This is a genomic window from Pseudonocardia benzenivorans CB1190 (assembly GCF_000196675.2).
Taxonomy (GTDB): domain Bacteria; phylum Actinomycetota; class Actinomycetes; order Mycobacteriales; family Pseudonocardiaceae; genus Pseudonocardia; species Pseudonocardia benzenivorans.
Genome location: NC_015312.1, coordinates 5,668,443 through 5,693,699, shown reverse-complemented (window position 1 = coordinate 5,693,699; position 25,257 = coordinate 5,668,443). Strand labels below are relative to the sequence as shown.

Below are 25,257 nucleotides of genomic sequence, written 5' to 3'. Positions count from 1 at the left end.
ACGCCCGCCGCCGCCTACTCTCGACACAGACGTCCGCTTGTCTTTTCTGCCGAGGAGTGGTGTGCCCGCGTCGTCCGGCAGTGCCCTGCGCGGTGCGCGCCCGGTCCGCAGCCGGATCGTGGTCCTCGCGTCGGGGACGGGCACCCTCCTGCAGGCCCTGATCGACGCGACGGCCGATCCCGGCTACCCGGCGGAGATCGTCGCCGTCGGGAGCGACCGGCCCGGCTGCGGTGCCCTCGACCGCGCGGACGCGGCCGGCATCCCGGGGTTCGCCGTCCCGCTCGGCGCGCACCCGGACCGCGCGGCCTGGGACGTCGCGCTCACCGAGGCCGTCGTCGCACACCGCCCGGAGCTCGTCGTCAGCGCCGGTTTCATGCGCATCCTCGGCCCGGCCTTCCTCGCCGGCGTGCCGTGCCCGATGATCAACACCCATCCCGCGCTGCTGCCCGCGTTCCCCGGGGCGCACCCGGTCCGCGACGCGCTGGCTCACGGGGTCAAGGTCAGCGGCGCGACGGTGCACCTGGTCGACAGCGGCGTCGACACCGGACCGATCCTGGCGCAGGAGGCGGTCCCGGTGCTGCCCGGCGACACCGAGGCCGAACTGCACGAACGCATCAAGATCACAGAGCGGCGGTTGCTGGTGGGCACCGTCGCCGCGCTCGTCCGCGACGGGCGCGACCGGACGAGAGGTGACCTTCCGTGAGCGAGCGCAGACCCGTCCGCCGGGCCCTGATCAGCGTGTACGACAAGGCGGGACTGCTCGACCTCGCGACCGGGCTGCACGCGCTGGGCGTCGAGATCGTCTCGACGGGCTCCACCGCGCAGCGCATCGCCGACGCCGGCGTCCCGGTGACCCCGGTCGAGGAGCTGACGGGCTTCCCCGAGTGCCTCGACGGCCGGGTCAAGACGCTGCACCCGCGCGTGCACGCCGGGCTGCTTGCCGACACCCGCAAGCCCGAGCACCTCGCGCAGCTCGAGCAGCTGGGGATCGCGCCGTTCGACATGCTCGTGTCGAACCTGTACCCGTTCACCGAGACCGTCGCGTCGGGAGCCACGCCGGCCGAGTGCGTCGAGCAGATCGACATCGGCGGCCCGGCGATGGTCCGGGCGTCGGCGAAGAACCACGACAGCGTCGCCGTCGTCGTCGATCCCGAGCGGTACGCCTGGGTGCTCGAGCAGGTCAAGGAGGGCGGTTTCGAGCTGTCCGACCGTCGGCGCCTCGCCGCCGACGCGTTCCGGCACACCGCGACCTACGACGTCGCCGTCGCCTCCTGGATGGGCAGCGTCCTCGCGGCCGACCCCGAGGGCGGCCCGTTCCCGGAGTGGGTGGGCGCCACCTGGCAGCGCTCGGCGACGCTGCGCTACGGCGAGAACCCGCACCAGGCCGCCGCGCTCTACGCCGACGGGCGGGGCGGGCTCGCGGGCGCGGAGCAGTTGCACGGCAAGGAGATGTCGTACAACAACTACGTGGACGCCGACGCCGCCTGGCGCGCCGCGCACGACCACGGCGAGCAGCCGACCGTCGCGATCATCAAGCACGCCAACCCCTGCGGCATCGCCGTGGGTGCCGACGTCGCCGAGGCGCACCGCAAGGCCCACGCCACCGACCCGTTGAGCGCGTTCGGCGGGGTCATCGCCGTCAACGCCGAGGTCAGCGCGGAGATGGCCACCCAGGTGGCCGAGATCTTCACCGAGGTCGTGCTCGCCCCGTCGTACGCGCCGGAGGCGCTGGAGATCCTGTCGCGCAAGAAGAACGTCCGGCTGCTGCGCATCGACGGCGTCGTCCGGCGCACCGGCGTCGAGCAGCGCGCGATCTCCGGCGGGCTGCTCCTGCAGCAGCGCGACGCCATCGACGCACCGGGTGACGACCCGTCGTCGTGGACCCTCGCGGCCGGCGAGCCGGTGTCCGAGGACGTGCTCGCCGACCTGCGCTTCGCCTGGCGGGCCTGCCGCTCGGTCAAGTCCAACGCGATCCTGCTGGCGTCGGGCGGCGCGGCCGTCGGCGTCGGGATGGGGCAGGTCAACCGGGTCGACTCGGCGCGGCTCGCCGTGGCCCGGGCAGGCGAGCGCGCCCGTGGGTCCGTCGCCGCGTCCGATGCCTTCTTCCCGTTCCCGGACGGCCTGGAGATCCTGCTCGAGGCGGGTGTTGCGGCCGTCGTGCACCCGGGCGGCTCGATCCGCGACGACGTCGTCACCGCCGCCGCGGCGGCGGCCGGGGTCCCGCTCTACCTGACGGGCACGCGGCACTTCGCGCACTGAGTTGAGCTGAGCTGAGCGCGTGCCGCGCTCACCCGCGGCCCCGCCCTCTCGGGAGCATCCGGCGCAGGGCGAGGGCCGCGGCGAGCAGGGTCGTCACGGCGACGACGTGCCAGAGCAGGGCCAGCGGCCACGGCAGGTCCGGTACCGCGTAGCCGGCCAGCCCGAGTGGCACCGCGATGCCGCCGGTGGCCGCGCAGACCTTGGCGTACAACCCCTCACGCCCCGCTCGGTGCGAGGTGGTGCCAGTCGGCGCGGTCGCCGCGCAGTGCGTCGGCCGCGGCGCGCAGGAAGACGGCCTGCTGGAACAGGTCGTAGCCGAACTCGACGACCATCGGCAGCGCCAGCGCCATCCCGCGCCAGCCGCGGGCCCGCACCGTCCACACCCGTTCGACGACGAACACCGCGGTCACCGCGATCCACAACCCGGTGGGCGGGCCGAGCAGGCCCGCCGTCGCGAACAGGGCCGTGGCCAGCAGGAACAGCCCGACCGCGACGATGCCCGCGTACATCCCGGCCTGCCGGGCGAGGTACGGCGCGGTGACGACGTTGAGGCCGTACCCGCGCAGGTTCTCCAGGGCCCCGCGCTGCCAGCGCAGCCGTTGCCGCCACAGGTCGGCCCAGGTCGGCATGATCTCGGTGAGGACGCCGCAACCCGGCGGGGAGACCGTCCGCCATCCGAGCGTGCGGACGGCGAGGGTGATCTCGTTGTCCTCGGTGAGTGCGGCGGGGTCGTAGACGCGACCGGCGGGCCCTGGTAGCCGGGTGCCACGTGCGGCGGCGACCTCGCGCAGCACGCCGACCCGGAACAGCGTCGCGGTCCCGGTGAGCACCGTGGCGCGATCGGCACGCCGCGCGATCTCGCGGGCGTAACGGGCGTACTCGTTGCGCTGCAACGCCCCCACGAGCCCGGACCCCGCCTCGCCGTGGAACACCCCGCCGACGGCGCCGACGGTGTGGTCGTCGCGCAGCGTGCGCAGCGCCGTCTCGACGAACCCGGTGACGAGCATCGAGTCCGCGTCCGCGACGAGCAGCAGGTCGTCGTCGGCCAGCGCCGGGAGCAGGGCGTCGAGCGCCTGGCCGAGGGCACCCGCCTTGCGGTCGGTGTTGCCGACGGTCTCGAGTACCTCCGCGCCGTGACGGCGCGCCACCGGCACGGTGTCGTCGGTGCAGTTGTCGGCGACGACGACGATCCGGTCGGGCGCGGTCGTCTGGTCGCGCAGCGACGCGAGCGCCTCGGGCAGGGCGCGCTGCTCGTCGTGTGCGGGGATGAGGGCGACGATCCGGGGCCTGGTTCCGGTGGGAGCATCGTCGAGGGGCGCCGGTGGGAGGTCCAGCGTGAGGGCGGCGAGCTGGCTCCGGCGTTTCTGACCCCGCGTCACGTCTGTCGCTCCAACGAGTCGAAGTCGGCCGCCGGGCGGGGTTCGCGCCGGCCGGTTATTCGTACAGTGACCGCGACCTGTGACGGCATTCCTCGATCGAGTGAGTGTCGGTGACGGGTAGTCGGAGTTGTCCACAGGCCGGGTTGAGGCGGCCGGGAGACGCCCCTATTATTCGAACATCAGTTCGAACAGGGGGTGTGTGGTGGCGCCTGGGGCAGTTCCCGCCGGGGTGGACGCGGCGAGCCGGCTGGAGGTCGCACGGGGCCTCTTGCGGCGGATGGAGCGACCGGCCCGGTCGGAGGGGGCGCGCGCGTCGCCCACCCCGGGCGACGACGGGCGGGTCCTGCCCGTCGCGGCCCCGCTGGCGCGGGTCCTGCCCGCCGGCGGGCTGCGCCGGGGGTCGACGGTCGCGGTCGGCGCCGGCCCGGGGTCGACGTCGTTGCTGTTCGCGCTGCTGTCCGCGGCATCCGCGAGCGGGGCGTGGGCCGGGGTGGTCGGCCGTCCCGACCTGGGGCTGCTCGCCGCGGCCGAGGCCGGTGTCCGGCTGGATCGGCTGGCGCTCGTGCCCCGGCCGGGGCGGGATCTCGTCGCCGTGGTCGCCGCGCTGGTCGACGGGCTCGACCTGGTGGCGGTGGCGGGCCACGAGCGGGCCGGGGTCCGTGCGGCCGACCGGCAGCGGCTGGCCGCGCGGGTCCGGCAGCGGGGTGCGGTGCTGGTCGCGCTCGGGGTGTGGCCGGGAGCGGATCTGGAGCTGAGCTGCACGCGCGCCGCGTGGCAGGGGCTGGTGGGTGCGGGCGCGGGACGGCTGCGGGCGCGGCACGTGCAGGTCCGGGTCCGTGGACGCGGGATCGCTCCCGACGGTCGGACCGCGGGGATGCAACTGCCCGGCGGGTCCGGGGCCGTGGAGCCGCCGGCGAACGACGCCGTGTCCGTCCCGCTGCAGGCCGCCGCGAGGGCGGCGGTGTGAGCGCGCCCCGGGGGAGCGCGTCCCTGCCCAGCGGGTCGGAGCCGGTGAGCGGGGAGCGGCCCGTCCGGGTGCTCGCCCTCTGGTCGCCCGACTGGCCGGTCACGGCCGCGGCACTGGCCGAGGGCGTGCCGTCGCACCGGCCGGCCGCGGTGGTCGTGGCCAACCGGGTGCTGGCCTGCTCGGCCACCGCCCGCGCGCAGGGGGTGCGACGGGGGCTGCGGCGCCGGGAGGCCCAGGCCCGCTGCCCGGAGCTCGCGGTGCTGGGACGGGACCCGGAGCGCGACGCCCGGCTGTTCGAACCCGTCGTCGTCGCGGTGGAGGAGCTGGCGCCGGGCGTCGAGGTCGTCCGCCCGGGGCTGGTGGCGCTGCCGGCCCGCGGGCCCGCGGGATTCTTCGGCGGGGAGCTGGCCGCTGCCGAGCGGCTGGTCGACCAGGTGGCGGCCCGGACCGGGGTGGAGTGCCAGATCGGGGTGGCCGACGGGTTGTTCGCCGCGGTGCTCGCCGCCCGTCGTGGGGTCTCGGTCGAGGCCGGTGCCACCCGGGCGTTCCTCGCGCCGATGGGGGTCGAGGAGCTCGACCGGGAGCCGGAGGTCGACCGTTCCGAGCTGGTCGGGCTGCTGCGCCGGCTCGGGCTGCGCAGCCTCGGCGCCTTCGGCTCGCTCGAGGCGGCCGACGTCGCCTCCCGGTTCGGCGCCGACGCGGTGCTGGCCCACCGGCTCGCCCGCGGGCTCGATCCCCGCCCGCCCGTGCGCAGGCACCCGCCAGAGGAGCTGGCCGTCGAGCTGGAGCTCGACCCACCGGTCGACCGGGTCGACGCGGCCGCCTTCGCGGCCCGCGGGCTGGCCGAGTCGCTGCACCGGGTCCTCGCGGGCCACGGCCTGTCCTGCACCCGGCTCGGCGTCGCGGCGACGACGGCGTCGGGGGAGGAGCTGCTGCGCGTCTGGCGGTGTGCCGAGCCGCTCACCCCGGCGGGAACGGTCGACCGGGTGCGCTGGCAGCTCGACGCCTGGCTGACCCGCGGTGGATCGGGCGCGGTCGTGCGGCTGCGGCTGACCCCGGAGGAGACCGTCACGGCGGGGGCACTGCAGCTCGGGCTGTGGGGAGAGGTCGGGGTGGCCGACGAGCGGGCCGGGCGCGCGCTCGTCCGGGCCCAGGCGCTGCTCGGGCCCGCGGGGGTGGTCACCGCCGTGCTCACCGGAGGGCGCGACCCCGCCGAGCGGGTTCGGTTGGTGCCGTGGGGCGACGCACGCGGGACCCTCGACGGAATCTCCGACGACCGCGCCGGTCCGCTCGTCCCGGCACCCGGGCCACCGGTGGTCGACGGGGTGGCCGGTGGGCCGCAGGACCCGGTTCCCGACCTCCCGGAGGACGACCCTGCCGACGCTCTCGCCGACGTCCTGGCCGACGCCCTCGAAGACGGCCCCGACCGCGATCTCGACGGCTACCCGGCAGCGGGGTGTCTCGCAGGGGGCCCGGGTTCGTCGGGCCCGGGTTCGTCGGGTTCGGCTCCGGGTGGTTCTCCAGATGGTTCGGCTCCGGATGGTTCGGCTCGTGATGGTTCGGGCGTGGAGGGCTCGGCTCGTGATGGCAGGGGCGCGGCGCCGGGTGCGGGGGAGGCCGGGGGCCGGGAGGGCGGGGCCTGGGAGCCGCGCCGGGAGCGGCCCGAGATCTCCCGGGACGGGTCGGGACCGCGGCGTGATGGGCGGGGCGCGGGGCGCTCCGGGCGCCCGGGCGGATCGGGACGCGGGCGTTCCCGGGAACCGGGGCCGGGGATCGCGCCGGCACTCTCGCCCAGCGGCCCCCCGCGGCGCAACGCCCGCCGCGGTACCCGCCGTACCCGTCCCGTCCGGTCCGCCCGGCCGGCCCTGCTGGCGCCGCCGCCGGTCTGGCCCGGGCGGCTGCCCGCGCCGTCGCCCGCGACGGTGCCGGTCGACCCGCCCGCCGTCGACCTGCTCGACGCCGCGGGCGATCCCGTCGGGCTGCGGGAGATCGACCTGCTCGCAGGGGTGCCCGTCCGGGTGCGGGTGGCCGACGGCCCGTCGGGGGAGGTCGTGGCGTGGGCCGGGCCCTGGCCGGTGCAGCAGCGCTGGTGGGTGCCCGGGGCGGCCGGCTCGACCCGGCTGCAGGTCGTGCTCGACGACGGCACGGCCCTGCTGCTGACGGCCACCCGCGGGAGGTGGTGGCTCACGGGCGTCTACGACTGACCAGCACGCGCCCGGCGACCCCGAACGGTCGCACGGTACGGCTCGAAGTACGTTGAGCCGCGCACACCGCCCGTCGGGGAAGGAACCGTCATGAGGTCGGGAAGACTTGCGCATGTCCACAACGTCGAGGACATGCGCCGCCTGGCGCGTCGGCGTCTGCCCAGGGCCGTCTTCGACATCGTCGACGGTGGCGCCGGCGACGAGGTGACGTTGCGCCGCAACCGGGAGTCGCTCGACCGCATCGCGCTCAAGCCCCGTGCGCTGGCCGACGTGGCGAAGGTCGACACCTCCACGACGATCCTCGGCGACCCGGTGTCGGTGCCGTTCATGCTCGCACCCTGCAGCTCCGCCCGGATGTGCCACAGCGCGTCCGAGCCCGCGGTCGCCCGTGCGGCGGGCAGGTTGGGAACGGCGTTCGCGGTGGCGGGCGGGGCGAGTGAGAAGCCCGAGGTGATCGCGAGGGCCGCGACGGGCCCGCTCTGGTACCAGCTCTACATGAAGCCCGAGCAGCAGGCGAACGTCGAGCTCGTCGACCGTGTCGAAGCGGCCGGCTACCGGGTGCTGTGCGTGACCGTCGACAGCGCGATCAAGCCGTACCGCGAGAAGGACCTGCGCAACCGGGTCGGGATCCCGCTCAAGATCTCCCCGCAGCTGGTGCTCGCCGGAGCGTCGCGGCCGTTCTGGGCGCGCGACTACCTCCTCGGGCAGTCGGGCGGCGGCCTCGGCCGCATCGCCGCCCGGGCGGCGCGGGTCAACCCGCTGGCCAAGGGCGCCTCCGCGCGGTCCGCGCCCGCCGAGCCCGCGGTCGAGCCCGCCGGCCCCGCGCTCGACGTCATGGCGGCCAAACGGGCCTACGACAACCTCGCCGACGCGATCAGCCACGTGAAGTCCGTGACGGTCGACGACATCCGCTGGCTGCGGGAGCGCTGGGCGGGCCCGCTGGTCGTCAAGGGCATCCTGCGCGGCGACGAGGTTCCGCAGCTCGTCGACCTCGGCGTCGACGGCATCGTCGTGTCCAACCACGGCGGCCGGAACATGGACGGTGCGCCGGCGACGATCGACGTCCTCGGTGAGGTCGTCGACGCCGCCGCCGGGCGGGCCGAGGTGTTCCTCGACAGCGGGGTGCGCCGCGGTGCCGACGTCGTGCGGGCGCTGGCCCTGGGGGCGCAGGCCGTCCTGGTCGGCAGGCCCTACATGTTCGCGCTGGCCGCGGCCGGCGAGGCGGGCGTCGACAGGGTGCTCGAGCTGCTGCGCAACGAGGTCGTCCGGGTCATGTCGCAGCTCGGCGCGGCCACGGTCGACGAGATCGACGCGTCACTGGTCGACCTCGGGCGCTGACGCGTCGGGAGATCCTCACCGCGGGCTGGCGTTGACGTCGGCGTCAAGGTCTAGCGTCGTCATCGAGGGGGAGGGATGGCGATGCGGATCGGTGAGCTGGCCGACCGGGTGGGCGTGAGCACCCGGACGCTGCGGCACTACGAGTCGCTCGGTCTGCTGCCGGGGCGGCGCGGGTCCAACGGCTACCGCGTCTACGACGACGCCGACGTGCGTGCGGTCCGTGAGATCCGCATGCTCGTCGGGCTGGGTTTCGCCCTGGAGGAGACGCGCCCGTTCGTCGACTGTCTGCGCGCGGGGCACGAGCGGGCGGGCAGCTGCCCCGACTCGCTCGCGGTGCTGCGTCGCAAGATCGCCGAGGTCGACGAGTCGGTCGACCGGCTCCGTCGGGTCCGCGCCGAGCTCGGCGACCAGCTCGTCGAGGCCACGCACGCCCGGTGCGAGTTCTCCCTGTTCTCGCCCTGACGGGCCCCTGAGGCCCCGTGACGGGGTGCACGTCGCCGGCCGGATCCGGTCGGTCCACACGTTCGACGTCCCTGGGAGGACGCATGTCCGGAAACGGTTCGCTGCCCGCGGTCACCGATGCGACGTTCGCCGCCGAGGTCCTCGAGTCACCGGTGCCGGTGCTGGTCGACTTCTGGGCGACCTGGTGTCCGCCGTGTCGCATGGTCGCGCCGGTGCTCGCGCAGATCGCCGCCGAGCGGGCGGGCCGGCTTCGCGTCGTGTCGATCGACGCCGACCTGAACCCGCAGGTCAGCCGGGACAGTGAAGTGATGTCGATGCCGACGATCGACCTCTACGTGGGGGGCCGGCGCGTCGCGCGCGTCATCGGCGCACGGGCCAAGTCGGCGCTCGACCGGCTCCTCGACGAGCACCTGCCGGCGCCCGCACCGGCCTGATCACCTGGCCCGAGGCGGGTCAGGCCGCGGCGCGCGCGGCGTCGACGAGCTCCTCCGCGAAGGTCACGGCCGCCGGACCGAGCTCGGCGCGGCGGGGGTCGTGCGCGCTCGCGTAGAGACCCTCGACGAGGAGCGCGAGGCGGTCGGTGAGCACATCGGGCTCGGCCACTCCCAGACGCGCGACGAGCCGCGCGAGGCGCTCGCGCGAGTCGGCGAGGAAGCGCCGGGCGATCGTGTCCCCGTCGCCCCCGACGTCGGGGGACTCGGTGAGGAAGTTGCGCAGCGGGCAGCCCCGGAAGCCCGGACGGGCGACCCGCTCGCCACTCTCCCTGACGAGCGCGAGGAGCTGCGCGCGGGGGTCGTCGCCGGCAGCGGTCACGGCGGCATCCATCGCGGCGTCGCGCTCGCGGCGGAACCGCTCGAGATGCGCCGCGACGAGGTCGCCCTTGCTCGGGAAGTGGGTGTAGAGCAGGTTCTTTCCGCAGCCCGCGTCGTGGACGACCTCGGCCATCCCGACCGCCCCGATCCCACGGGACGCGAACAGCGCGGACGCGACGTCGAGAATCCTGTCGCGTGCGTCGGGATCGGCCCTGCGAGCCACGTCCGCCTCCTCGGTCCACGTGCCGCCGGTCCGGAACGGCGGGCTTCGCCGTCCATTGTGACGGACCGATCAGTCCCTCAACTATTGACGCCGACCGATGCATGGCGCAACCTCGGGCGAGTGAATCGGACCGATCGGTCCGTAATCTCGAGGAGCCGCCGTGAGTCCGGATGTCGACGACCCCGCCGTCCCATCCAGGACGGGGCCCCGGCCGGACGCGCCCGCGCGGAGCCGGCCAGGTCTCACCCTGCTGGTCGTGGGCTCGTCGGCGTTCCTCGCCTCGCTCGACCTGTTCATCGTCAACATCGCGTTCCCGGTGCTGCGGGTCGACTTCGGCGCGAACCTCGTCGGACTGTCCTGGGTGCTGAGCGGCTACACGGTCGTCTTCGCGGCGTGCCTCGCCCCGGCGGGCCGGCTGGCCGACCGCGTGGGGCGCAAGCGGTTGTTCGTCATCGGTGTCGCCCTGTTCGCGGTGGGTTCGGCGGCGTGCGCGGCCGCGCCGTCGGTCGGGATGCTGGTCGCGGCACGTGTGGTGCAGGCGATCGGCGCCGCGCTCGTGACGCCGACGGGCCTGGCCCTGCTGCTGACGGCCTTCCCGGCGCAGCGGCGCGCCTTCGCGGTGGGGGTGTGGGCCGCGCTCGGCGCGGCCGCCGGGGCGCTCGGGCCGCCGCTGGGCGGGCTGCTCGTCGTCGCGTCGTGGCGGTGGGTGTTCCTGGTCAACCTGCCGGTCTGTGTGGTGGTGCTGGTCGTCGCGCCCCGGTTGCTGCGGGAGTCGCGTGACGCGTCCGGCGCGCTGCCCGACCTGCTCGGTGCGCTCGCCCTGCTGGGTGGCGTCGGTGCGCTCGCCTACGCGCTGGTCGAGGCGCCGACCGCCGGCTGGACGGACGGCCCGGTCCTGGCGGCGTTCGTCGTGGCGGCGGCGCTGTTCGTCGTGCTCGCGGCGCGGTCGCGACGGCATCCCGCGGCGATCGTCGACCCGACGATGCTGCGCATCCCCACGCTGTCGCTCTCGAGCGTCGCGATGCTCGTGTTCTCCGCGGCCTTCGCCGCGATGGTGTTCGGCAACGTCATGTTCCTGACGGGGCTGTGGCACGACTCGACGGTCGTCGCCGGGCTGGAGATGGCCCCGGGTCCTGCAATGGTGGTCGTGGTCGCGATGCTCGGGTCGCGGCTGGTGCAGCGGATCGGCCCCGGGCCGACGGCCGTCATGGGCGCGCTGTCCTACGCCACGGGGATCACGGTGTGGGTGCTGCGGATGACCGCGGAACCGGACTTCGCGACGACGATGCTGCCGGGCCAGCTGCTCACCGGCCTCGGCATCGGGCTGGCGATGCCCGCGCTGACCGGCGTCGTCGGCGCCGTCCTGCCGCCCGACCGGTGGGGCGCGGGGTCGTCGATGGTCAACACGACCCGGCAGATCGGGATGGTGCTGGGTACGGCGGTGATCGTGGCGATCTACGACGCGTCCGGCGGTCCGACGACGTTGACCGCGTTCCGGCACGGCTGGACCTTCCTGCTCTGCTGCGCCGGGCTCACGATCGTCTGCGGGCTGGCGGTCGCGCGGCGGGCGGGCCGCGACCACGATGCCGCCGCGCAGCGGTTCACCGGGCCCGTCGCCGCCGCTCCCGGGCGGGCGTGACCCTGTGGACAACCGGACCTGATCGAACGGGTGTTCGAGTAGACTTCGGGGCGTGGGTTTCAACAATCCCGACGTCAGCTGGTCGGAGCTGGAGTCGGTGCTCTCGGGCCGGCCGCGCGACGGCGCGTCCCTCACCGGCGGCCCCCCGGAGGGCGACGGTGGGGACAGCCCCGCGTGGTCGCGCAAGCGCGAGCCCTACCGGGCGCCGACGTTCGACGCCGCGGCGGGCACCCGGGTGCCCTACGCCGAGCTGCACTGCCACTCCAACTTCAGTTTCCTCGACGGGGCGAGCCATCCCGAGGAGCTGGTCGAGCAGGCCGCCCGGCTGGGGCTCGACGCTCTCGCGCTCACCGACCACGACGGGATGTACGGCGTGGTCCGCTTCGCCGAGGCGGCGGCCGAGCTGGGGGTCGCCACGATCTTCGGCGCGGAGCTGAGCCTGGGGCTGTCGGCCCCGCAGAACGGCGTCCCCGATCCCGAGGGCAGCCACCTGCTGTTGCTCGCCCGGGATCCCGACGGCTACCGGGCGCTGTGCCGGGTGATCAGCGCGGCGCAGCTGCGGGGGCGGGAGAAGGGCCGGCCGGTCTACCGCGTCGACGAGATCGTGGAGCAGACGGCCGGGCACGTCGTGGCGCTCACCGGTTGCCGCAAGGGTGCGGTCCGGCAGGCGCTGGCCGCGGGCGGTCCCGTGGCGGCCGAGGAGGCGCTGGGCTGGCTGGTCGAGCGGTTCGGTCGCGAGGGTGTGGCGGTCGAGCTGACCCATCAGGCCCTGCCCGGCGACACCGAGCGCAACGACGCGCTGGCCGCCCTCGCGGCCCGCGCCGGGCTGCCGACGGTGGCGACCACCGGTGCGCACTACGCCGAGCCGGGCCGCTACCCGTTGGCCGCTGCGATGGCCGCGGTCCGGTCCCGGCGCAGCCTCGACGAGGCCGACGGCTGGCTCCCGCCCGCGGGCACGGCCAGGCTGCGGTCCGGGGCCGAGATGGCCGCCCGCTTCGAGGACCGGTACCCGGGGGCGGTGGCCCGGGCCGCGGCGCTCGGCCGGGAGTGTGCCTTCACCATCGACCTCGTCGCGCCCGACCTGCCGCCGTTCGAGGTCCCCGACGGTCGCGACGAGGCGTCGTTGCTGTGGGAGCGGGTGCGCAAGGGGGCGATGTGCCGCTACGGCAGCCAGGCGGAGAACCCCGAGGCGGCCGAGACGATCGAGCGCGAGATGGAGATCATCGTCGCGAAGAAGTTCCCCGGCTACTTCCTGATCGTCCACGACATCGTCGAGTTCTGCCGCCGCAACGACATCCTCTGCCAGGGCCGGGGATCGGCGGCCAACTCGGCGGTCTGCTTCGCGCTCGGCATCACCAACGTCGACGCCGTGGCCTGTGGGCTGCTGTTCGAGCGTTTCCTGTCCCCGGCGCGCGACGGCTACCCCGACATCGACCTCGACATCGAGTCCGGCCGGCGTGAGGAGGTCATCCAGTACGTCTACGGCCGCTACGGCCGGGGCTGTGCGGCGCAGGTCGCCAACGTCATCACCTACCGGCCGCGGTCCGCGGTCCGCGACATGGCAAGGGCGCTGGGCTTCTCGCCCGGCCAGCAGGACGCCTGGAGCAAGCAGATCGAGCGCTGGCACGGCATCGGCGGTTCCGACGGGCCACCCGTGCCCGAGGGGATGCCGCCCGCTGTGCTCGCGCTCGCCGAGCAGCTGCTCGGCTTCCCCCGGCACCTGGGCATCCACTCCGGCGGGATGGTGATCTGCGACCGCCCGGTCTCCGAGGTCGTGCCCGTCGAGTGGGCGCGGATGGAGGAGCGGACCGTCGTGCAGTGGGACAAGGACGACTGCGCGGCCGCGGGACTGGTGAAGTTCGACCTGCTCGGCCTGGGGATGCTCACCGCGCTGCACACGATGATCGACCTCGTCGCCGCGCACCACGGCCTGCGGGTGGAGCTGTACGAGCTGCAGCCGACCGACCCCGAGGTCTACGCGATGCTGCAGCGGGCCGACTCGGTCGGGGTGTTCCAGGTCGAGTCGCGGGCCCAGATGGCCACGCTGCCCCGCCTGAAGCCGGAGCGGTTCTACGACCTCGTCGTCGAGGTGGCGCTGATCCGGCCGGGACCCATCCAGGGCGGCTCGGTGCACCCCTACATCCGGCGCCGCCGGGACCTGGAGGAGTGGCATCACGACCACCCGCTGCTCGCGGGCGCGCTCGACAAGACCCTCGGCGTCCCGCTGTTCCAGGAGCAGCTGATGCAGGTCGCGGTCGACGTCGCCGGGTTCTCCGCAGCCGACGCCGACGAGCTGCGCCGGGCGATGGGTTCCAAGCGCTCGACCGAGAAGATGGAGCGGCTGCGCGGCCGCTTCTACGACGGCATGGCCGCCAACGGGATCACCGGCGAGGTCGCCGAGGGCATCTTCGCCAAGATGCTGGCGTTCGCGAACTTCGGCTTCCCCGAGAGCCACTCGATCAGCTTCGCGTCGCTGGTCTACCAGAGCGCCTGGTTCAAGAGGTACTACCCGGCAGCCTTCTGCGCGGCGCTGCTCAACTCCCAGCCGATGGGGTTCTACTCACCGCAGTCGCTCGTGGCCGACGCCCGCAGGCACGGCGTCCTGGTCCGTGGTCCCGACGTCTGCGAGGGTGGCGCGGAGGCCACGTTGGAGCCCGACCCGCGCAGCGAGGGCGGTGTCGCGATCCGGCTCGGACTCGGTGAGGTGCGCTCCGTCGGGATCGAGAAGGCCGAGGAGATCGAGGCCGAGCGCGTCCGTGGTGGGCGCTACCGCGATCTCGCCGACCTGGCTCGCAGGGTCCGGCTGACGGCACCGCAGGCCGAGGCGCTGGCCACCGCCGGGGCGTTCGGCTGCTTCGGGATCGACCGCCGGTCGGCGCTGTGGGCGGCGGGGGTCGTGGCCGGGGTCCGGCCCGAGCACCTGCCGGGTGCGGCGGTCGGGTTGGAGGCACCCGCGCTGCCGGGGATGACCGATGTCGAGCTGACGGTCTCGGACGTGTGGGCCACGGGCGTCTCGCCCGACAGCCACCCGCTCCAGCACCTGCGTCCGCGGCTCGACGAGCTGGGTGCGGTGCCCGTCGCGAGGCTCGACGAGGTCGGGCGGCGCGCGATGACGGGGACCGCGCACCGGATGGGGCGACGGGGCCCGCAGGAGGTCGACGCGCTGGTCGAGGCGCTCGACCCCTACGACCCCGACGTGCGGCCACCGCGGGTGCTGGTGGGCGGTCTCGTCACGCACCGGCAGCGGCCCGCGACGGCGGGCGGGGTCACCTTCATCAACCTGGAGGACGAGACCGGAATGCTCAACGTGACCTGTTCGGAGGGGCTGTGGGCCCGTTATCGGTCGGTGGCGCTGGGCAGCAGCGCGCTCCTCGTGCGCGGGAGGCTGGAACGCAGTCCGGAGGGAGTGCTCAACCTCGTGGCGGATCGGCTGCAGAAGTTGCCGCTGGCCGTCGCCGTTCCGTCACGCGACTTCCGTTGAACAAGATCGTGAATGGTCGGGTGGTGGTCGGGAGAATGCAGGACGCCCCGCCCGGGAACGGGCGGGGCGTCCGGGAGAAAACGGATCTACTTCACCATCGGACTGCCCATGGGCATCGAACGTCCGCCGAGATCCTGTCCCATTCCGTCCACGAGCACGTAGGCGAAGATCGCGCAGAAGATGAACGTCGTGATTCCGGCGATCGGGAACAAGCTCGTGTTTCCGGCGCTGACGCCGATGAATGCCAGCGCGAACGTCGCGTCGACGAACAGGAGCCCGAGCGTGAACACGATCGGGAGCCGCAGCGTCGCCAGCGTGACGATCACGAAGACGATCAGGAAGGACAGCAGATACGTCCGCTGCACCGACGCGACCTGGGCCGCCTGGGTGATACCCCACCAGCCGCTGGTCAGACCCACCACGAGCAGCGAGAAGCTGAGCCAGAAGGCCGAGAACACGCCGAGCACGGCCGCGACCGTGTTCATCGCGAGGCGCCCTGCCCAGATAGTGGCCACGAGCATGAACAGGCCGGTGCAGAGCGAGAGCGCGGGGATCATCCCGCCGGGAAGCGTCGCGGTGTCGAGATAGCCGACGAACCAGAGTCCGAGGGTGATGCCGCCCGGCAGAAACGTCGTCAAACCAAGCAGGAGGGGATTTCCAACGGGGGTCGGGGCAGCCGTTTCGGCAGCGGCATGCGCCCCGGACTGCACGTCGCTTTCAACGCTCATGACCACACTCCTCGTCGAGACGGTCACCGGCGACGTCCCACGCCGCCGGTGGTCCGATTGTGCGCTCCGACACTGCTTCTGACACCCCTGCGAACGGGCACTGCGGGCGACGGATCAGGTGAACCCGTGGTGACGACAGGGCTCGTCGGTCGAAAGTCGAATCGATCGGGGGATGCGCGCGCCACCTACTGGTCGGACGGTCTGATCGGTATGGCACGGTTCGGGAATGGGTCCACGGACGGTCGACGCCGCCGACGACGAGTTCGAGGACGAAGACTTCTCCGAGATCGTCGCCGCTGGGGCCACATGGGCCCGCCGACGATTCGTGCGGTGCTCGTTCTCCGGATCGGATCTGCGCGGACTGCGTACGGACGTCTGCACCTTCGACGAGTGCGACTTCCGCGGTGCCGACATGGGCGACTCCGAGCACCGCGGCAGTGCGCTGCGTACCTGCTCGTTCCAGGGCGTGACGCTGCTTGGTTCGACCTTCCGGGGCTGCTCGCTGCTCGGCAGCACCCTGCTCGACGCCCGGATGCGCCCGATCAGCTTCGTCGACTGCGACCTGACGCTCGTCTCGCTGGGCCGCGCCGACCTGCGCGGCACCGACCTGTCGGGGCTGCGGCTGCGCGAGGCCAACCTCGTCGAGACCGACCTGCGCAAGGCCGACCTGCACGGCGCCGACCTGTCCGGTGCCCGGCTGCGGGGCGCGCGTCTGGAGGGCGCCGACCTCCGGGGCGCGCGCATCGACGCCGACGGCCTCGTCCAGGCGCGGCTCGAGGGTGCCACGGTCGACGCCGCGACCGCGGTGCGCTTCGCGGTGGCGCACGGCCTGATCATCAGCTGACGCCGGCCGGCCTGCCCGCCCGTCCTCTCCCGCCCCCGCGCAGGGTCCGGGACCCCGTCCGCCCGCTCGGCCGGCCACCCCCGACCCCGCTCCCCGATCAGCGCACGGCGCCGTCGTTCGGACGGCCCGCGCGGCGGCGGGACGGCGCGAACGTCGGCAGATCGTGCGTCGGCACAATGGGCGCCGTGACGGCGACGGTGATGGACGGGAAGGCGGCGCTGGCCGGAATCCTCGGTGAGCTGGCCGAGCGCGTCGAGAAGCTGGCGGCCGCCGGTCGCACCCCCGGCTTGGGCACCGTCCTCGTCGGCGACGATCCCGGCTCCCGCTCCTACGTGCGGGCCAAGCACCGCGACTGCGAGAAGGTCGGCATCCGGTCGATCCGGCGTGAGCTTCCGGCCGACGCGACCCAGGCGCAGGTCGAGCAGGTCGTCGACGAGCTGAACGCCGATCCCGGGTGCACCGGCTACATCGTCCAGCTCCCGCTGCCGGCGAGGCTCGATGCAGGCGCGGTGCTCGAGCGCATCGACCCGGCCAAGGACGCCGACGGTCTGCACCCGGTCAACCTCGGCAGGCTCGTCCTCGGTGAGCCAGGCCCGCTGCCGTGCACCCCGCGCGGGATCGTGGAGCTGTGCCGTCGGTACGGCGTGGACCTGGACGGGGCGCGGGTGACGGTCGTCGGACGTGGCGTGACGGTCGGCAGGCCGCTGGGCCTGCTGCTCACCCGGCGCAGCGAGAACGCGACCGTCACGTTGTGCCACACCGGCACCCGCGACCTCGCCGCGGAGGTCCGGCGGGCCGACGTGGTCGTCGCCGCGGCGGGGGTGCGCGGGCTGGTCTCCGCGGACATGGTCCGGCCGGGGGCGACGGTGCTCGACGTCGGCGTGACCCGCACCGACCTGGGGCTCGTCGGCGACGTCGCGCCGGAGGTCGTCGAGGTCGCGGGCCTGCTGGCTCCGATGCCCGGCGGTGTCGGCCCGATGACCCGCGGCATGTTGCTCACGAACGTCGTCGAGGCGGCCGAGCGGCAGGCGGCGGCCGGATGAGGACGCGGATGCCGAGCCGGGGCTGGCGCGTCCTGCTGGCCGAGCACGGCGCACTGCTGCTCGTCCTGGCGATCGCGCTCGCCGGCATGCTGCGCGTGCTGCAGGCGCACTGGCGGGAGGGCGCCGTCCTGCTCGGGGGGGCGCTGATCGTCGCGGCGGTGTTGCGGGTCGCGCTGCCCCAGGAGCGCGCGGGGCTGCTCGCGATCCGCAGCAAGGTCGTCGACGTACTGCTCTACTCCGGCTTCGGGCTGGTCATGACGGTCCTCGCGGTGACCATCACCCGCGTCAAGCTGTCGGCGCCGTGACCGGGACGCAACGGGGTGGACGTCACCCGGGCACTCCGGGGCTTTAGCAGTACGCTTGTCCGGAGAAGAGACGCGTCCACGAAGGGAGCGCCCGCCGACATGGCGAAGATCAAGGTCGAGGGCACGGTCGTCGAGCTCGACGGCGACGAGATGACCCGGATCATCTGGCAGTTCATCAAGGACAAGCTGATCCACCCGTATCTGGACGTGAATCTCGAGTACTACGACCTCGGGATCGAGACCCGGGACAAGACCGACGACCAGATCACCGTCGACGCCGCGAACGCCATCAAGAAGCACGGCGTCGGCGTCAAGTGCGCGACGATCACCCCCGACGAGGCCCGCGTCGAGGAGTTCGGCCTGAAGAAGATGTGGCGGTCCCCGAACGGGACGATCCGCAACATCCTCGGCGGCGTGATCTTCCGCGAGCCGATCATCATCTCGAACATCCCGCGCCTGGTGCCGGGCTGGACGAAGCCGATCATCGTCGGCCGCCACGCCTTCGGCGACCAGTACCGCGCCACGGACTTCAAGTTCCCGGGCGAGGGCACGCTGACGGTCACCTTCACCCCGGCCGACGGCTCGGAGCCCATCCAGCACGAGGTCTTCCAGGCCCCGGGCTCGGGCGTCGCGATGGCCATGTACAACCTCGACGAGTCGATCCGCGACTTCGCGCGCGCGTCGATGAACTACGGCCTCACCCGGGACTACCCGGTCTACCTCTCGACCAAGAACACGATCCTCAAGGCCTACGACGGTCGCTTCAAGGACCTGTTCGCCGAGGTCTACGAGACGGAGTTCAAGGAGCAGTTCGAGGCCAAGGGCCTGACCTACGAGCACCGCCTGATCGACGACATGGTCGCCGCGGCGCTGAAGTGGGAGGGCGGCTACGTGTGGGCCGCCAAGAACTACGACGGTGACGTGCAGTCCGACACCGTGGCCCAGGGCTTCGGCTCGCTCGGCCTCATGACGTCCGTCCTCATGACGCCCGACGGCAAGACCGTGGAGGCCGAGGCTGCCCACGGCACCGTCACCCGCCACTACCGCCAGCACCAGGCCGGCAAGCCGACGTCGACCAACCCGATCGCGTCGATCTACGCCTGGACCCGGGGCCTGGCCCACCGCGGCAAGCTCGACAACAACCCCGAGCTCATCGCGTTCAGCGAGGCGCTCGAGGACGTCGTGGTGAAGACCGTCGAGAGCGGCAAGATGACCAAGGACCTCGCGCTGCTGATCGACAAGGACGCGCCGTTCCAGACCACCGAGGAGTTCCTCGAGACGCTGGACGCGAACCTGCAGAAGGCCCGCGCCTGACCCGGCGGACCCACCCGCGCGGCGCGCATCCCGTCCGGGGTGCGCGCCGCGCGGCGTTTCGGGGGGTCACCGGGGCGTCGCTCTCGGCTACGGTTGACCCGTCCCCGCGCACGGACCGCGCACCGAGAGGCGACCGGTAGACCATGGCGTCGAAGATCAAGATCCCGAAGCTCGAGTCGTCCAGCTTCAAGGGCTGGGCGTTCGTCCTCGTCGCGGGCTCGATCCTCACGGTGCTGGCGTTGATCGACGCCGGGCAGTTCGGCACGGGGGCCACGGGGTCGACGGGGTGCGTCATGATCGTGACGGCCGACCAGGTCAACGTCCGGCCGAACCCGGGGACCGAGCTCGCTCCGGTCGCCACCCTGAACAAGGGCAAGGAGGTCGACGCGCAGCGCGTCGTCACCAACGGCTTCCGTCAGCTCGCCGGGGAGAACCGCTGGGCGCTCGACTCGAGTCTCGCCCCGAAGGCCGGATCGAGCTGCTGACCCGGCGTCACGCCGCCCGGAGCCGATCTGCCAGGCTCGGCGCGTGCTCACGGTCAGCTCCGTCAACGTCAACGGCATCCGTGCCGCGGCGCCCAAGGGTCTCACCGCCTGGCTGGCCGCCACCGACGCCGACGTCGTGTGCCTGCAGGAGACCCGCGCCCGGCACGAGGACCTGCCCGACGAGCTCCTCGGCGTGCTCGAGCGCGCCGGCTGGCTGCTGACGCTCGCCCCGAGCGACGCTGCACAGGGCCGCGCCGGGGTCGGGGTGCTGACCCGCGTCGCGCCCGAGGCCGTCCGGGTCGGCATCGACGCCGCCGAGGGGGCCGCTGCCGGGCGCTACGTCGAGGTCGACCTGCCCGGGCTGACGGTCGCGTCGCTCTACCTGCCCAACGGGACCGTCGGCACCCCGCGCCAGGACGAGAAGGACCGCTTCCTCGCCGCGTTCGCGCCCTACCTGGCCGAGCGGCGCGAGAAGGCCGCCGCCGAGGACCGCGAGGTCGTCGTGTGCGGGGACTGGAACATCGCCCACACCGAGGCCGACATCCGCAACTGGCGCGGCAACGTCCGCAACTCCGGGTTCCTCCCGCACGAGCGCGCCTGGCTCGGCGAGCTGTACGGCTCGGGCTGGGTCGACGTCGTCCGCAGCCTGCACCCGGGTGTCGACGGGCCGTACTCGTGGTGGTCCTATCGCGGCCGGGCCTTCGACAACGACACGGGCTGGCGGATCGACCTGCACGTCGCCACGGCGGGGCTGGCGGCGCGGGCGAGCAGCGCCGTCGTCGAGCGGGCACCCAGCCACGCCGAGCGCTGGTCCGACCATGCGCCGGTCACCGTCCGGTACGCGCCGTGACCACGGGTCGGGTCGTCGGCGGGCGCTACATCGTGCTCGACGAGCTGGGCCGCGGCGGGATGGGCGTCGTGTGGCGGGCGGAGGACCGCGTGATCGGCCGCCAGGTCGCGGTCAAGGAGCTGCGGCTGCCCGAGGGGCTCTCGGCCGAGGAACACAGCCGCTTCCGCGACCGGCTGCTGCGCGAGGCGCGCACCGCGGGCCGGCTCAACCACCCCGGCATCGTCACGGTGCACGACGTCGTCGCCGACGGGGGCGTCGACCACATCGTGATGGAGCTGCTGGAGGCCGACACACTGAGCGACGTCGTGTCCCGCCGCGGTCCCCTCGACGAGCGGTCGGCCACCGAGGTCGCCCGCCAGGTGCTGGCCGCGCTGCGCCGGGCCCACGCGGGCGGCGTCGTCCACCGCGACGTGAAGCCGAGCAACGTCATGCTCGGTCACGACGGTCGCGTCACCCTCACCGACTTCGGCATCGCGCACGCGGCCGACGACCCCCGCCTGACGACGACGGGCCTGCTCGTCGGCTCGCCCGGATACATGGCGCCCGAACGGCTGGAGGGCGCTCCGGCCGCGCCGCCCGCCGACCTCTGGGCGCTCGGCGCGACGCTGTACTACGCCGTCGAGGGCACCGGCCCGTTCAACCGGGAGACCACCCCGCAGACGATCTACGCCGTCATCCACGAGGACCCGCCGCCGCCGCGGTGCACCGGCCCGCTCGCCGCGGTGATCGCAGGCCTGCTCATCCGCGACCCCGCGGCGCGACTGACCGCCCAGCAGGCCGAGGCCATGCTCGTCGGTCCGTTGACCGTGACGGGCGCGCTCGCGAACCACTCGACGGTCGCCACGACGATGCCCGGCGCTCCCGGTCCCGCGCCGCGGCGGCGGGGAACCGCGGCGCTGGTCGTGACGGGTGTCGTCGCGCTCCTCGTGGGCCTGGCGCTCGGAGTGTGGGGCGGTGCGTCGCTGCTCGGCGGGGACGATTCGACGTCGGTCCGCACCCTCACCTACGGCGAGGGTGGTGACCTCGCGCAGTTCGCCTTCGCCTACCCCACGTGCCTCAACGCGCAACTCGCGCCGGGCCGCGTCGTCACCTCCGACGCGTCGGCGAACTGTACGGGCCCGCACGACTTCGAGCTCTACGAGGCGCTCACGCCCTTCGACACGACCGTGGCCATCCCGTACCCGCCGGCGGAGGACCTCGCGCGCTACGGCGCCGCCGCCTGCATGCTGATCTTCGAGTCCGGCCGGATCAGCGGGCCGGACAAGGGTGAGCTCACCGTGACCGTGCTCGTCCCCACGGAGCAGGCCTTCGACGCCTCGACCGTGAACCGGTCCGAGGGTGCGCGCTCGCTGCTCTGCCTGCTGTCCCGCGGCGACGGCGGCCAGCTGACCGGGACCCGGATAACCGACGGCTCGTGACGGGCCGGCGTGGTCGAATGTCGGTCGTGAGCATCGAGACCCCCGACCACCCCAACGTCGTCCGCGTCCGTGAGCGCCTGCTCGCCGGTGGCGCCGATCCGGCCAGGGTCGGCCGGCTCCGGGTGCTGCCCGACGAGGTCCGCACCGCCGCGGCAGCGGCCGCAGCGCTGGGTGTCGAGGTCGGGCAGATCGCGAACTCCCTGGTCTTCGACGCCGACGGCGAGCCGCTGCTCGTCCTGACCTCCGGTGCGCACCGCGTCGACACCGGCAAGGTGGCGGCGACGATCGGCGCCTCGTCGGTGGGCCGGGCGACACCCGAGTTCGTCCGGGCGGCCACCGGCCAGGTGATCGGGGGTGTCGCGCCCGTCGGTCACCCGGCGCCGCTGCGGACGCTCGTCGACCGCGCGCTCGCCGACTTCCCCGAGATCTGGGCCGCGGGCGGCATCCCGCACGCCGTCTTCCCGACGACCTTCGACGAGCTCGTCGCCGTCACCGGCGGCACCCCGACCGACGTCGCCTGACCCGCAGACCCTGCGCGGCAGCGGCACACTCGAGCGCACCCTGAGGTTCGTCGCGCGGCGGGTCCCGAGGCCCTCTGCGGCGACAGCACACCCCCGAGCGCAACCTGGCGGTCGTCGCGGCGGGCTCGGGGAGCAGCAGGGTTGCGGCCGGCCTGCGGGGCGCAACCTCACGGTCGCGGATCGGCCGCGGCGGAGCAGTGGGGTTGCGCTCGGAGGGGCCGGGCCGAGAGGCCGGGGTCGTGAGCGCCGCGCTTCAACCGCGGGGGAGTGCGGTTCTGTTCCGGGCGGGCCGGAGCGTGTGACGAGATCGGGAACGGGTCGCGGGCCGGTCGACCCCCGCGCGGCGGCGACATAGTGTGGCGGCCATGCCCGATGCCCTGCCCGATCCCACCGTCGTGGAGCCCGAGCCGTCGGAAACGGCGTTGCGACGGGCGTTGCGCCGGGTGCGCGACGGGGCCGTCCTGGACGTGACCGAGGCCGCGGTGCTGCTGGCGGCGCGGGGCGAGCATCTCGACGAGCTGCTCGACGCCGCGTCCCGGGTCCGTGACGCGGGGCTGGTCGATGCGGGCAGGCCGGGGGTGGTCACGTACTCGCGGAAGGTGTTCATCCCGTTGACCCGGCTGTGCCGGGACCGGTGTCACTACTGCACGTTCGCGACGGTGCCGCATCGGCTGCCGGCGGCGTTCCTGGAGCGTGACGAGGTACTGGAGATCGCCCGGGAGGGTGCGGCGGCGGGTTGCAAGGAGGCGCTGTTCACCCTCGGGGACCGCCCGGAGGAGCGGTGGCCCGCGGCCCGCGAGTGGCTCGACGCCCGCGGGTACGACTCCACGTTGGACTACGTGCGGGCGAGCGCGATCGCGGTGCTGGAGGAGACGGGCCTGCTGCCGCACCTCAACCCCGGCGTCATGTCGTGGGAGGAGCTGACGCGGCTCAAGCCGGTCGCGCCGTCGATGGGGATGATGCTGGAGACGACGGCCACCCGGCTGTGGTCGGAGCGCTCCGGTCCGCACTACGGCAGCCCCGACAAGGAGCCCGCGGTGCGGCTGCGGGCGCTGACCGACGCCGGCCGGGTCGGCGTCCCGTTCACGACGGGCATCCTGATCGGGATCGGCGAGACCCGCACCGAACGCGCCGAGTCGATCTTCGCGATCCGCGCGGCGGCCCGGGCGCACGGGCACGTGCAGGAGACGATCGTTCAGAACTTCCGCGCCAAGCCCGACACCGCGATGCGCGACGACCCCGACGCGTCGCTGGAGGACCTGGCCGCCACGATCGCGGTCGCCCGCATCGTGCTGGGCCCGAAGATGCGCGTGCAGGCCCCGCCGAACCTGGTCGGGGAGGAGTTCGCGCTGATGTTGCGCGCGGGTATCGACGACTGGGGCGGCGTGTCTCCGGTGACGGCCGACCACGTCAACCCGGAGCGCCCGTGGCCCGCGATCGACGAGCTGGCGGCGCGCTCGGCGGAGGCCGGGTTCACGCTGCGGGAGCGGCTGACGGTCTACCCGCGCTACGTGCGGGCGGGCTCGCCGTGGATCGACACCCGGCTGCATGCGCACGTCGCCGCCCTGGCCGGGCCGGACGGGCTGGCGAACGAGGACGCGGTCGTGGCGGGGCGGCCGTGGCAGGAGCCCGACGGCGGGTTCGCGTCGTCGGGGCGGACCGACCTCCACGAGTCGATCGACACGACGGGCCGGACCGGCGACCGGCGTGGCGACTTCGACTCGGTCTACGGCGACTGGGACGCGATCCGCGACAGCGTCCCGGCCGGGGCGTCGGGCGCCGGGGCCCCGCAGCGGTTGGAGTCGGACGTCCGGGCGGGTCTGGACCTGGCCGCCGCCGAGCCGGCCGCCCTGCTCGACCCGGCCAACGAGGCCGCGGCGATGGCCGTCCTGACCGCGGACGGCCCGGCGCTGGCGGAGCTGGCCCGCCTCGCCGACGACGTCCGTCGCGACGTGGTGGGCGAGGAGGTCACCTACGTCGTCAACCGGAACATCAACTTCTCCAACGTGTGCTACGTCGGGTGCCGGTTCTGCGCGTTCGCCCAGCGCGAGCGCGACGCGGACGCGTTCCGGCTCTCGCTCGACGAGGTCGCCGCCCGTGCGGCGGAGGCCGCGGCCGACGACGCGACCGAGGTCTGCATGCAGGGCGGCATCGACCCGCAGTTGCCGGTCACGTTCTACGCCGACCTGGTCCGCGCGGTGCACGCCGCGGTCCCCGGGATGCACGTGCACGCGTTCTCGCCGATGGAGATCGTGTCCGCGGCGGCGAAGGCCGGGGTGTCGGTGCGGGAGTGGCTCACCGAGCTGCGCGACGCCGGCCTCGGCTCCATCCCCGGCACGGCGGCCGAGATCCTCGACGACGAGGTCCGCTGGGTCCTCACGAAGGGGAAGCTGCCTGCGGCGCAGTGGGTCGAGGTGGTCTCGACGGCGCACGAGCTGGGCATCCGGTCGAGCTCGACGATGATGTACGGCCATGTCGACCAGCCGCGGCACTGGCTCGGCCACCTGCGCACGCTCGCGACGATGCAGGACCGCGCCCGCGCCAACGGCGTGGCCGGGTTCACCGAGTTCGTCCCGTTGCCCTTCGTGCACCACAACGCCCCGATCTACCTGGCCGGGATCGCCCGCCCGGGCCCCACGGAGCGCGACAACCGGGCGGTGCACGCGTTCGCGCGGCTGGCCCTGCACGGGCGGATCGACCACGTCCAGTGCTCGTGGGTGAAGCTCGGGGACGCCCTGTCCGCGGACATCCTGCGCGGCGGCGCCGATGACATGGGCGGAACCCTGATGGAGGAGACGATCTCCCGGATGGCCGGCTCGGAGAACGGCTCCGCCCGTTCGGTCGCCGAGCTCACCGCCATCGCCGCGGCGGCGGGCCGCCCGGTCCGCCAGCGGACGACGACCTACGACGGCACCCCGCACCCCCTGACCCCGAGCCGCCGTGCCCTGCCGCTGACCCCTGCCTGACCCGCCCTGCTTGGCGTGT

21 protein-coding genes and 1 pseudogene are annotated in these 25,257 nt (G+C 73.9%); 18 read left to right on the top strand and 4 right to left on the bottom strand.

The window, feature by feature from the left end:
• The first annotated feature begins 61 nt into the window (after window positions 1–61).
• A complete protein-coding gene (gene purN, locus PSED_RS26765) occupies window positions 62–703 on the top strand; it encodes a phosphoribosylglycinamide formyltransferase (RefSeq protein WP_013677368.1) in 642 nt (213 codons plus the stop codon).
• The gene (gene purH, locus PSED_RS26760; protein WP_013677367.1) at window positions 700–2,259 is read left to right on the top strand and encodes a bifunctional phosphoribosylaminoimidazolecarboxamide formyltransferase/IMP cyclohydrolase; all 1,560 of its coding nucleotides are present in this window, start codon (window positions 700–702) and stop codon (window positions 2,257–2,259) included. The genes purN and purH overlap by 4 nt, the downstream gene beginning before the upstream one ends.
• A 28-nt stretch (window positions 2,260–2,287) precedes the next feature.
• Here purH and PSED_RS26755 read toward each other — a convergent pair whose 3' ends face one another.
• On the bottom strand, window positions 2,288–2,470 hold the full coding sequence (locus tag PSED_RS26755; protein WP_013677366.1) for a hypothetical protein: 183 nt from the start codon (window positions 2,468–2,470) through the stop codon (window positions 2,288–2,290).
• A 4-nt stretch (window positions 2,471–2,474) separates the two neighbouring features.
• Window positions 2,475–3,638, bottom strand: coding sequence for a glycosyltransferase family 2 protein (locus tag PSED_RS26750; RefSeq protein ID WP_013677365.1), 1,164 nt, complete (start codon window positions 3,636–3,638; stop codon window positions 2,475–2,477).
• A 277-nt stretch (window positions 3,639–3,915) separates the two neighbouring features.
• Between PSED_RS26750 and PSED_RS26745 the strand changes: the two genes are divergently transcribed.
• The 5 genes and pseudogenes from PSED_RS26745 to trxA all read left to right on the top strand — a co-directional run bounded on the left by PSED_RS26745 (window position 3,916) and on the right by trxA (window position 9,043).
• A complete protein-coding gene (locus PSED_RS26745) occupies window positions 3,916–4,605 on the top strand; it encodes a hypothetical protein (RefSeq protein ID WP_049803765.1) in 690 nt (229 codons plus the stop codon).
• Between the two features lie 68 nt (window positions 4,606–4,673).
• Window positions 4,674–5,924, top strand: a pseudogene (locus PSED_RS26740) (DNA polymerase Y family protein); the annotation flags it as partial.
• Window positions 5,925–6,899: 975 nt separating this feature from the next.
• A complete protein-coding gene (locus PSED_RS26735; RefSeq protein WP_013677362.1) occupies window positions 6,900–8,147 on the top strand; it encodes an alpha-hydroxy acid oxidase in 1,248 nt (415 codons plus the stop codon).
• 81 nt (window positions 8,148–8,228) lie between these two features.
• On the top strand, window positions 8,229–8,609 hold the full coding sequence (locus PSED_RS26730) for a MerR family transcriptional regulator (RefSeq protein ID WP_013677361.1): 381 nt from the start codon (window positions 8,229–8,231) through the stop codon (window positions 8,607–8,609).
• Between the two features lie 83 nt (window positions 8,610–8,692).
• A complete protein-coding gene (gene trxA, locus PSED_RS26725; RefSeq protein WP_013677360.1) occupies window positions 8,693–9,043 on the top strand; it encodes a thioredoxin in 351 nt (116 codons plus the stop codon).
• Between the two features lie 19 nt (window positions 9,044–9,062).
• Here trxA and PSED_RS26720 read toward each other — a convergent pair whose 3' ends face one another.
• On the bottom strand, window positions 9,063–9,644 hold the full coding sequence (locus PSED_RS26720; RefSeq protein WP_013677359.1) for a TetR/AcrR family transcriptional regulator: 582 nt from the start codon (window positions 9,642–9,644) through the stop codon (window positions 9,063–9,065).
• 256 nt (window positions 9,645–9,900) lie between these two features.
• Between PSED_RS26720 and PSED_RS26715 the strand changes: the two genes are divergently transcribed.
• Both PSED_RS26715 and PSED_RS26710 read left to right on the top strand, forming a co-directional pair.
• The gene (locus tag PSED_RS26715) at window positions 9,901–11,283 is read left to right on the top strand and encodes an MFS transporter (protein WP_233899170.1); all 1,383 of its coding nucleotides are present in this window, start codon (window positions 9,901–9,903) and stop codon (window positions 11,281–11,283) included.
• A 52-nt stretch (window positions 11,284–11,335) separates the two neighbouring features.
• Entirely contained in the window at window positions 11,336–14,764 is a 3,429-nt protein-coding gene (locus PSED_RS26710; RefSeq protein ID WP_013677357.1) for an error-prone DNA polymerase, read from the top strand.
• An 86-nt stretch (window positions 14,765–14,850) separates the two neighbouring features.
• On the opposite strand, the gene PSED_RS26705 is transcribed toward PSED_RS26710, so the two are convergent.
• Window positions 14,851–15,492 carry an acetate uptake transporter family protein gene (locus PSED_RS26705; RefSeq protein WP_013677356.1) on the bottom strand — a complete coding sequence of 214 codons (642 nt, stop codon included), beginning with the start codon at window positions 15,490–15,492 and terminating at the stop codon, window positions 14,851–14,853.
• A gap of 226 nt (window positions 15,493–15,718) precedes the next feature.
• Here PSED_RS26705 and PSED_RS26700 point away from each other — a divergent pair, with 226 nt between their 5' ends.
• The 9 genes from PSED_RS26700 (at window position 15,719) to PSED_RS26660 (ending at window position 25,238) form a co-directional block, all read left to right on the top strand.
• On the top strand, window positions 15,719–16,336 hold the full coding sequence (locus tag PSED_RS26700) for a pentapeptide repeat-containing protein (RefSeq protein ID WP_013677355.1): 618 nt from the start codon (window positions 15,719–15,721) through the stop codon (window positions 16,334–16,336).
• 185 nt (window positions 16,337–16,521) lie between these two features.
• Complete coding sequence (locus PSED_RS26695) at window positions 16,522–17,379, top strand: bifunctional methylenetetrahydrofolate dehydrogenase/methenyltetrahydrofolate cyclohydrolase (protein WP_041762488.1); 858 nt, start codon at window positions 16,522–16,524, stop codon at window positions 17,377–17,379.
• 8 nt (window positions 17,380–17,387) lie between these two features.
• Window positions 17,388–17,684 carry a DUF3017 domain-containing protein gene (locus PSED_RS26690; RefSeq protein WP_013677353.1) on the top strand — a complete coding sequence of 99 codons (297 nt, stop codon included), beginning with the start codon at window positions 17,388–17,390 and terminating at the stop codon, window positions 17,682–17,684.
• Window positions 17,685–17,783: 99 nt separating this feature from the next.
• Window positions 17,784–18,998 (top strand): NADP-dependent isocitrate dehydrogenase, encoded by a 1,215-nt coding sequence (locus tag PSED_RS26685; protein WP_013677352.1) that lies wholly within the window; start codon window positions 17,784–17,786, stop codon window positions 18,996–18,998.
• A 143-nt stretch (window positions 18,999–19,141) separates the two neighbouring features.
• Complete coding sequence (locus PSED_RS26680; protein WP_013677351.1) at window positions 19,142–19,483, top strand: hypothetical protein; 342 nt, start codon at window positions 19,142–19,144, stop codon at window positions 19,481–19,483.
• Between the two features lie 43 nt (window positions 19,484–19,526).
• Entirely contained in the window at window positions 19,527–20,333 is an 807-nt protein-coding gene (locus PSED_RS26675; protein ID WP_013677350.1) for an exodeoxyribonuclease III, read from the top strand.
• A complete protein-coding gene (locus PSED_RS26670) occupies window positions 20,330–21,751 on the top strand; it encodes a serine/threonine-protein kinase (protein ID WP_013677349.1) in 1,422 nt (473 codons plus the stop codon). The genes PSED_RS26675 and PSED_RS26670 overlap by 4 nt, the downstream gene beginning before the upstream one ends.
• 17 nt (window positions 21,752–21,768) lie before the next feature.
• A complete protein-coding gene (locus tag PSED_RS26665) occupies window positions 21,769–22,272 on the top strand; it encodes a YbaK/EbsC family protein (protein ID WP_013677348.1) in 504 nt (167 codons plus the stop codon).
• A 365-nt stretch (window positions 22,273–22,637) separates the two neighbouring features.
• Window positions 22,638–25,238: a bifunctional FO biosynthesis protein CofGH gene (locus PSED_RS26660; protein ID WP_013677347.1), complete on the top strand. Its 2,601-nt coding sequence runs from the start codon at window positions 22,638–22,640 to the stop codon at window positions 25,236–25,238.
• Window positions 25,239–25,257 lie beyond the last annotated feature (19 nt).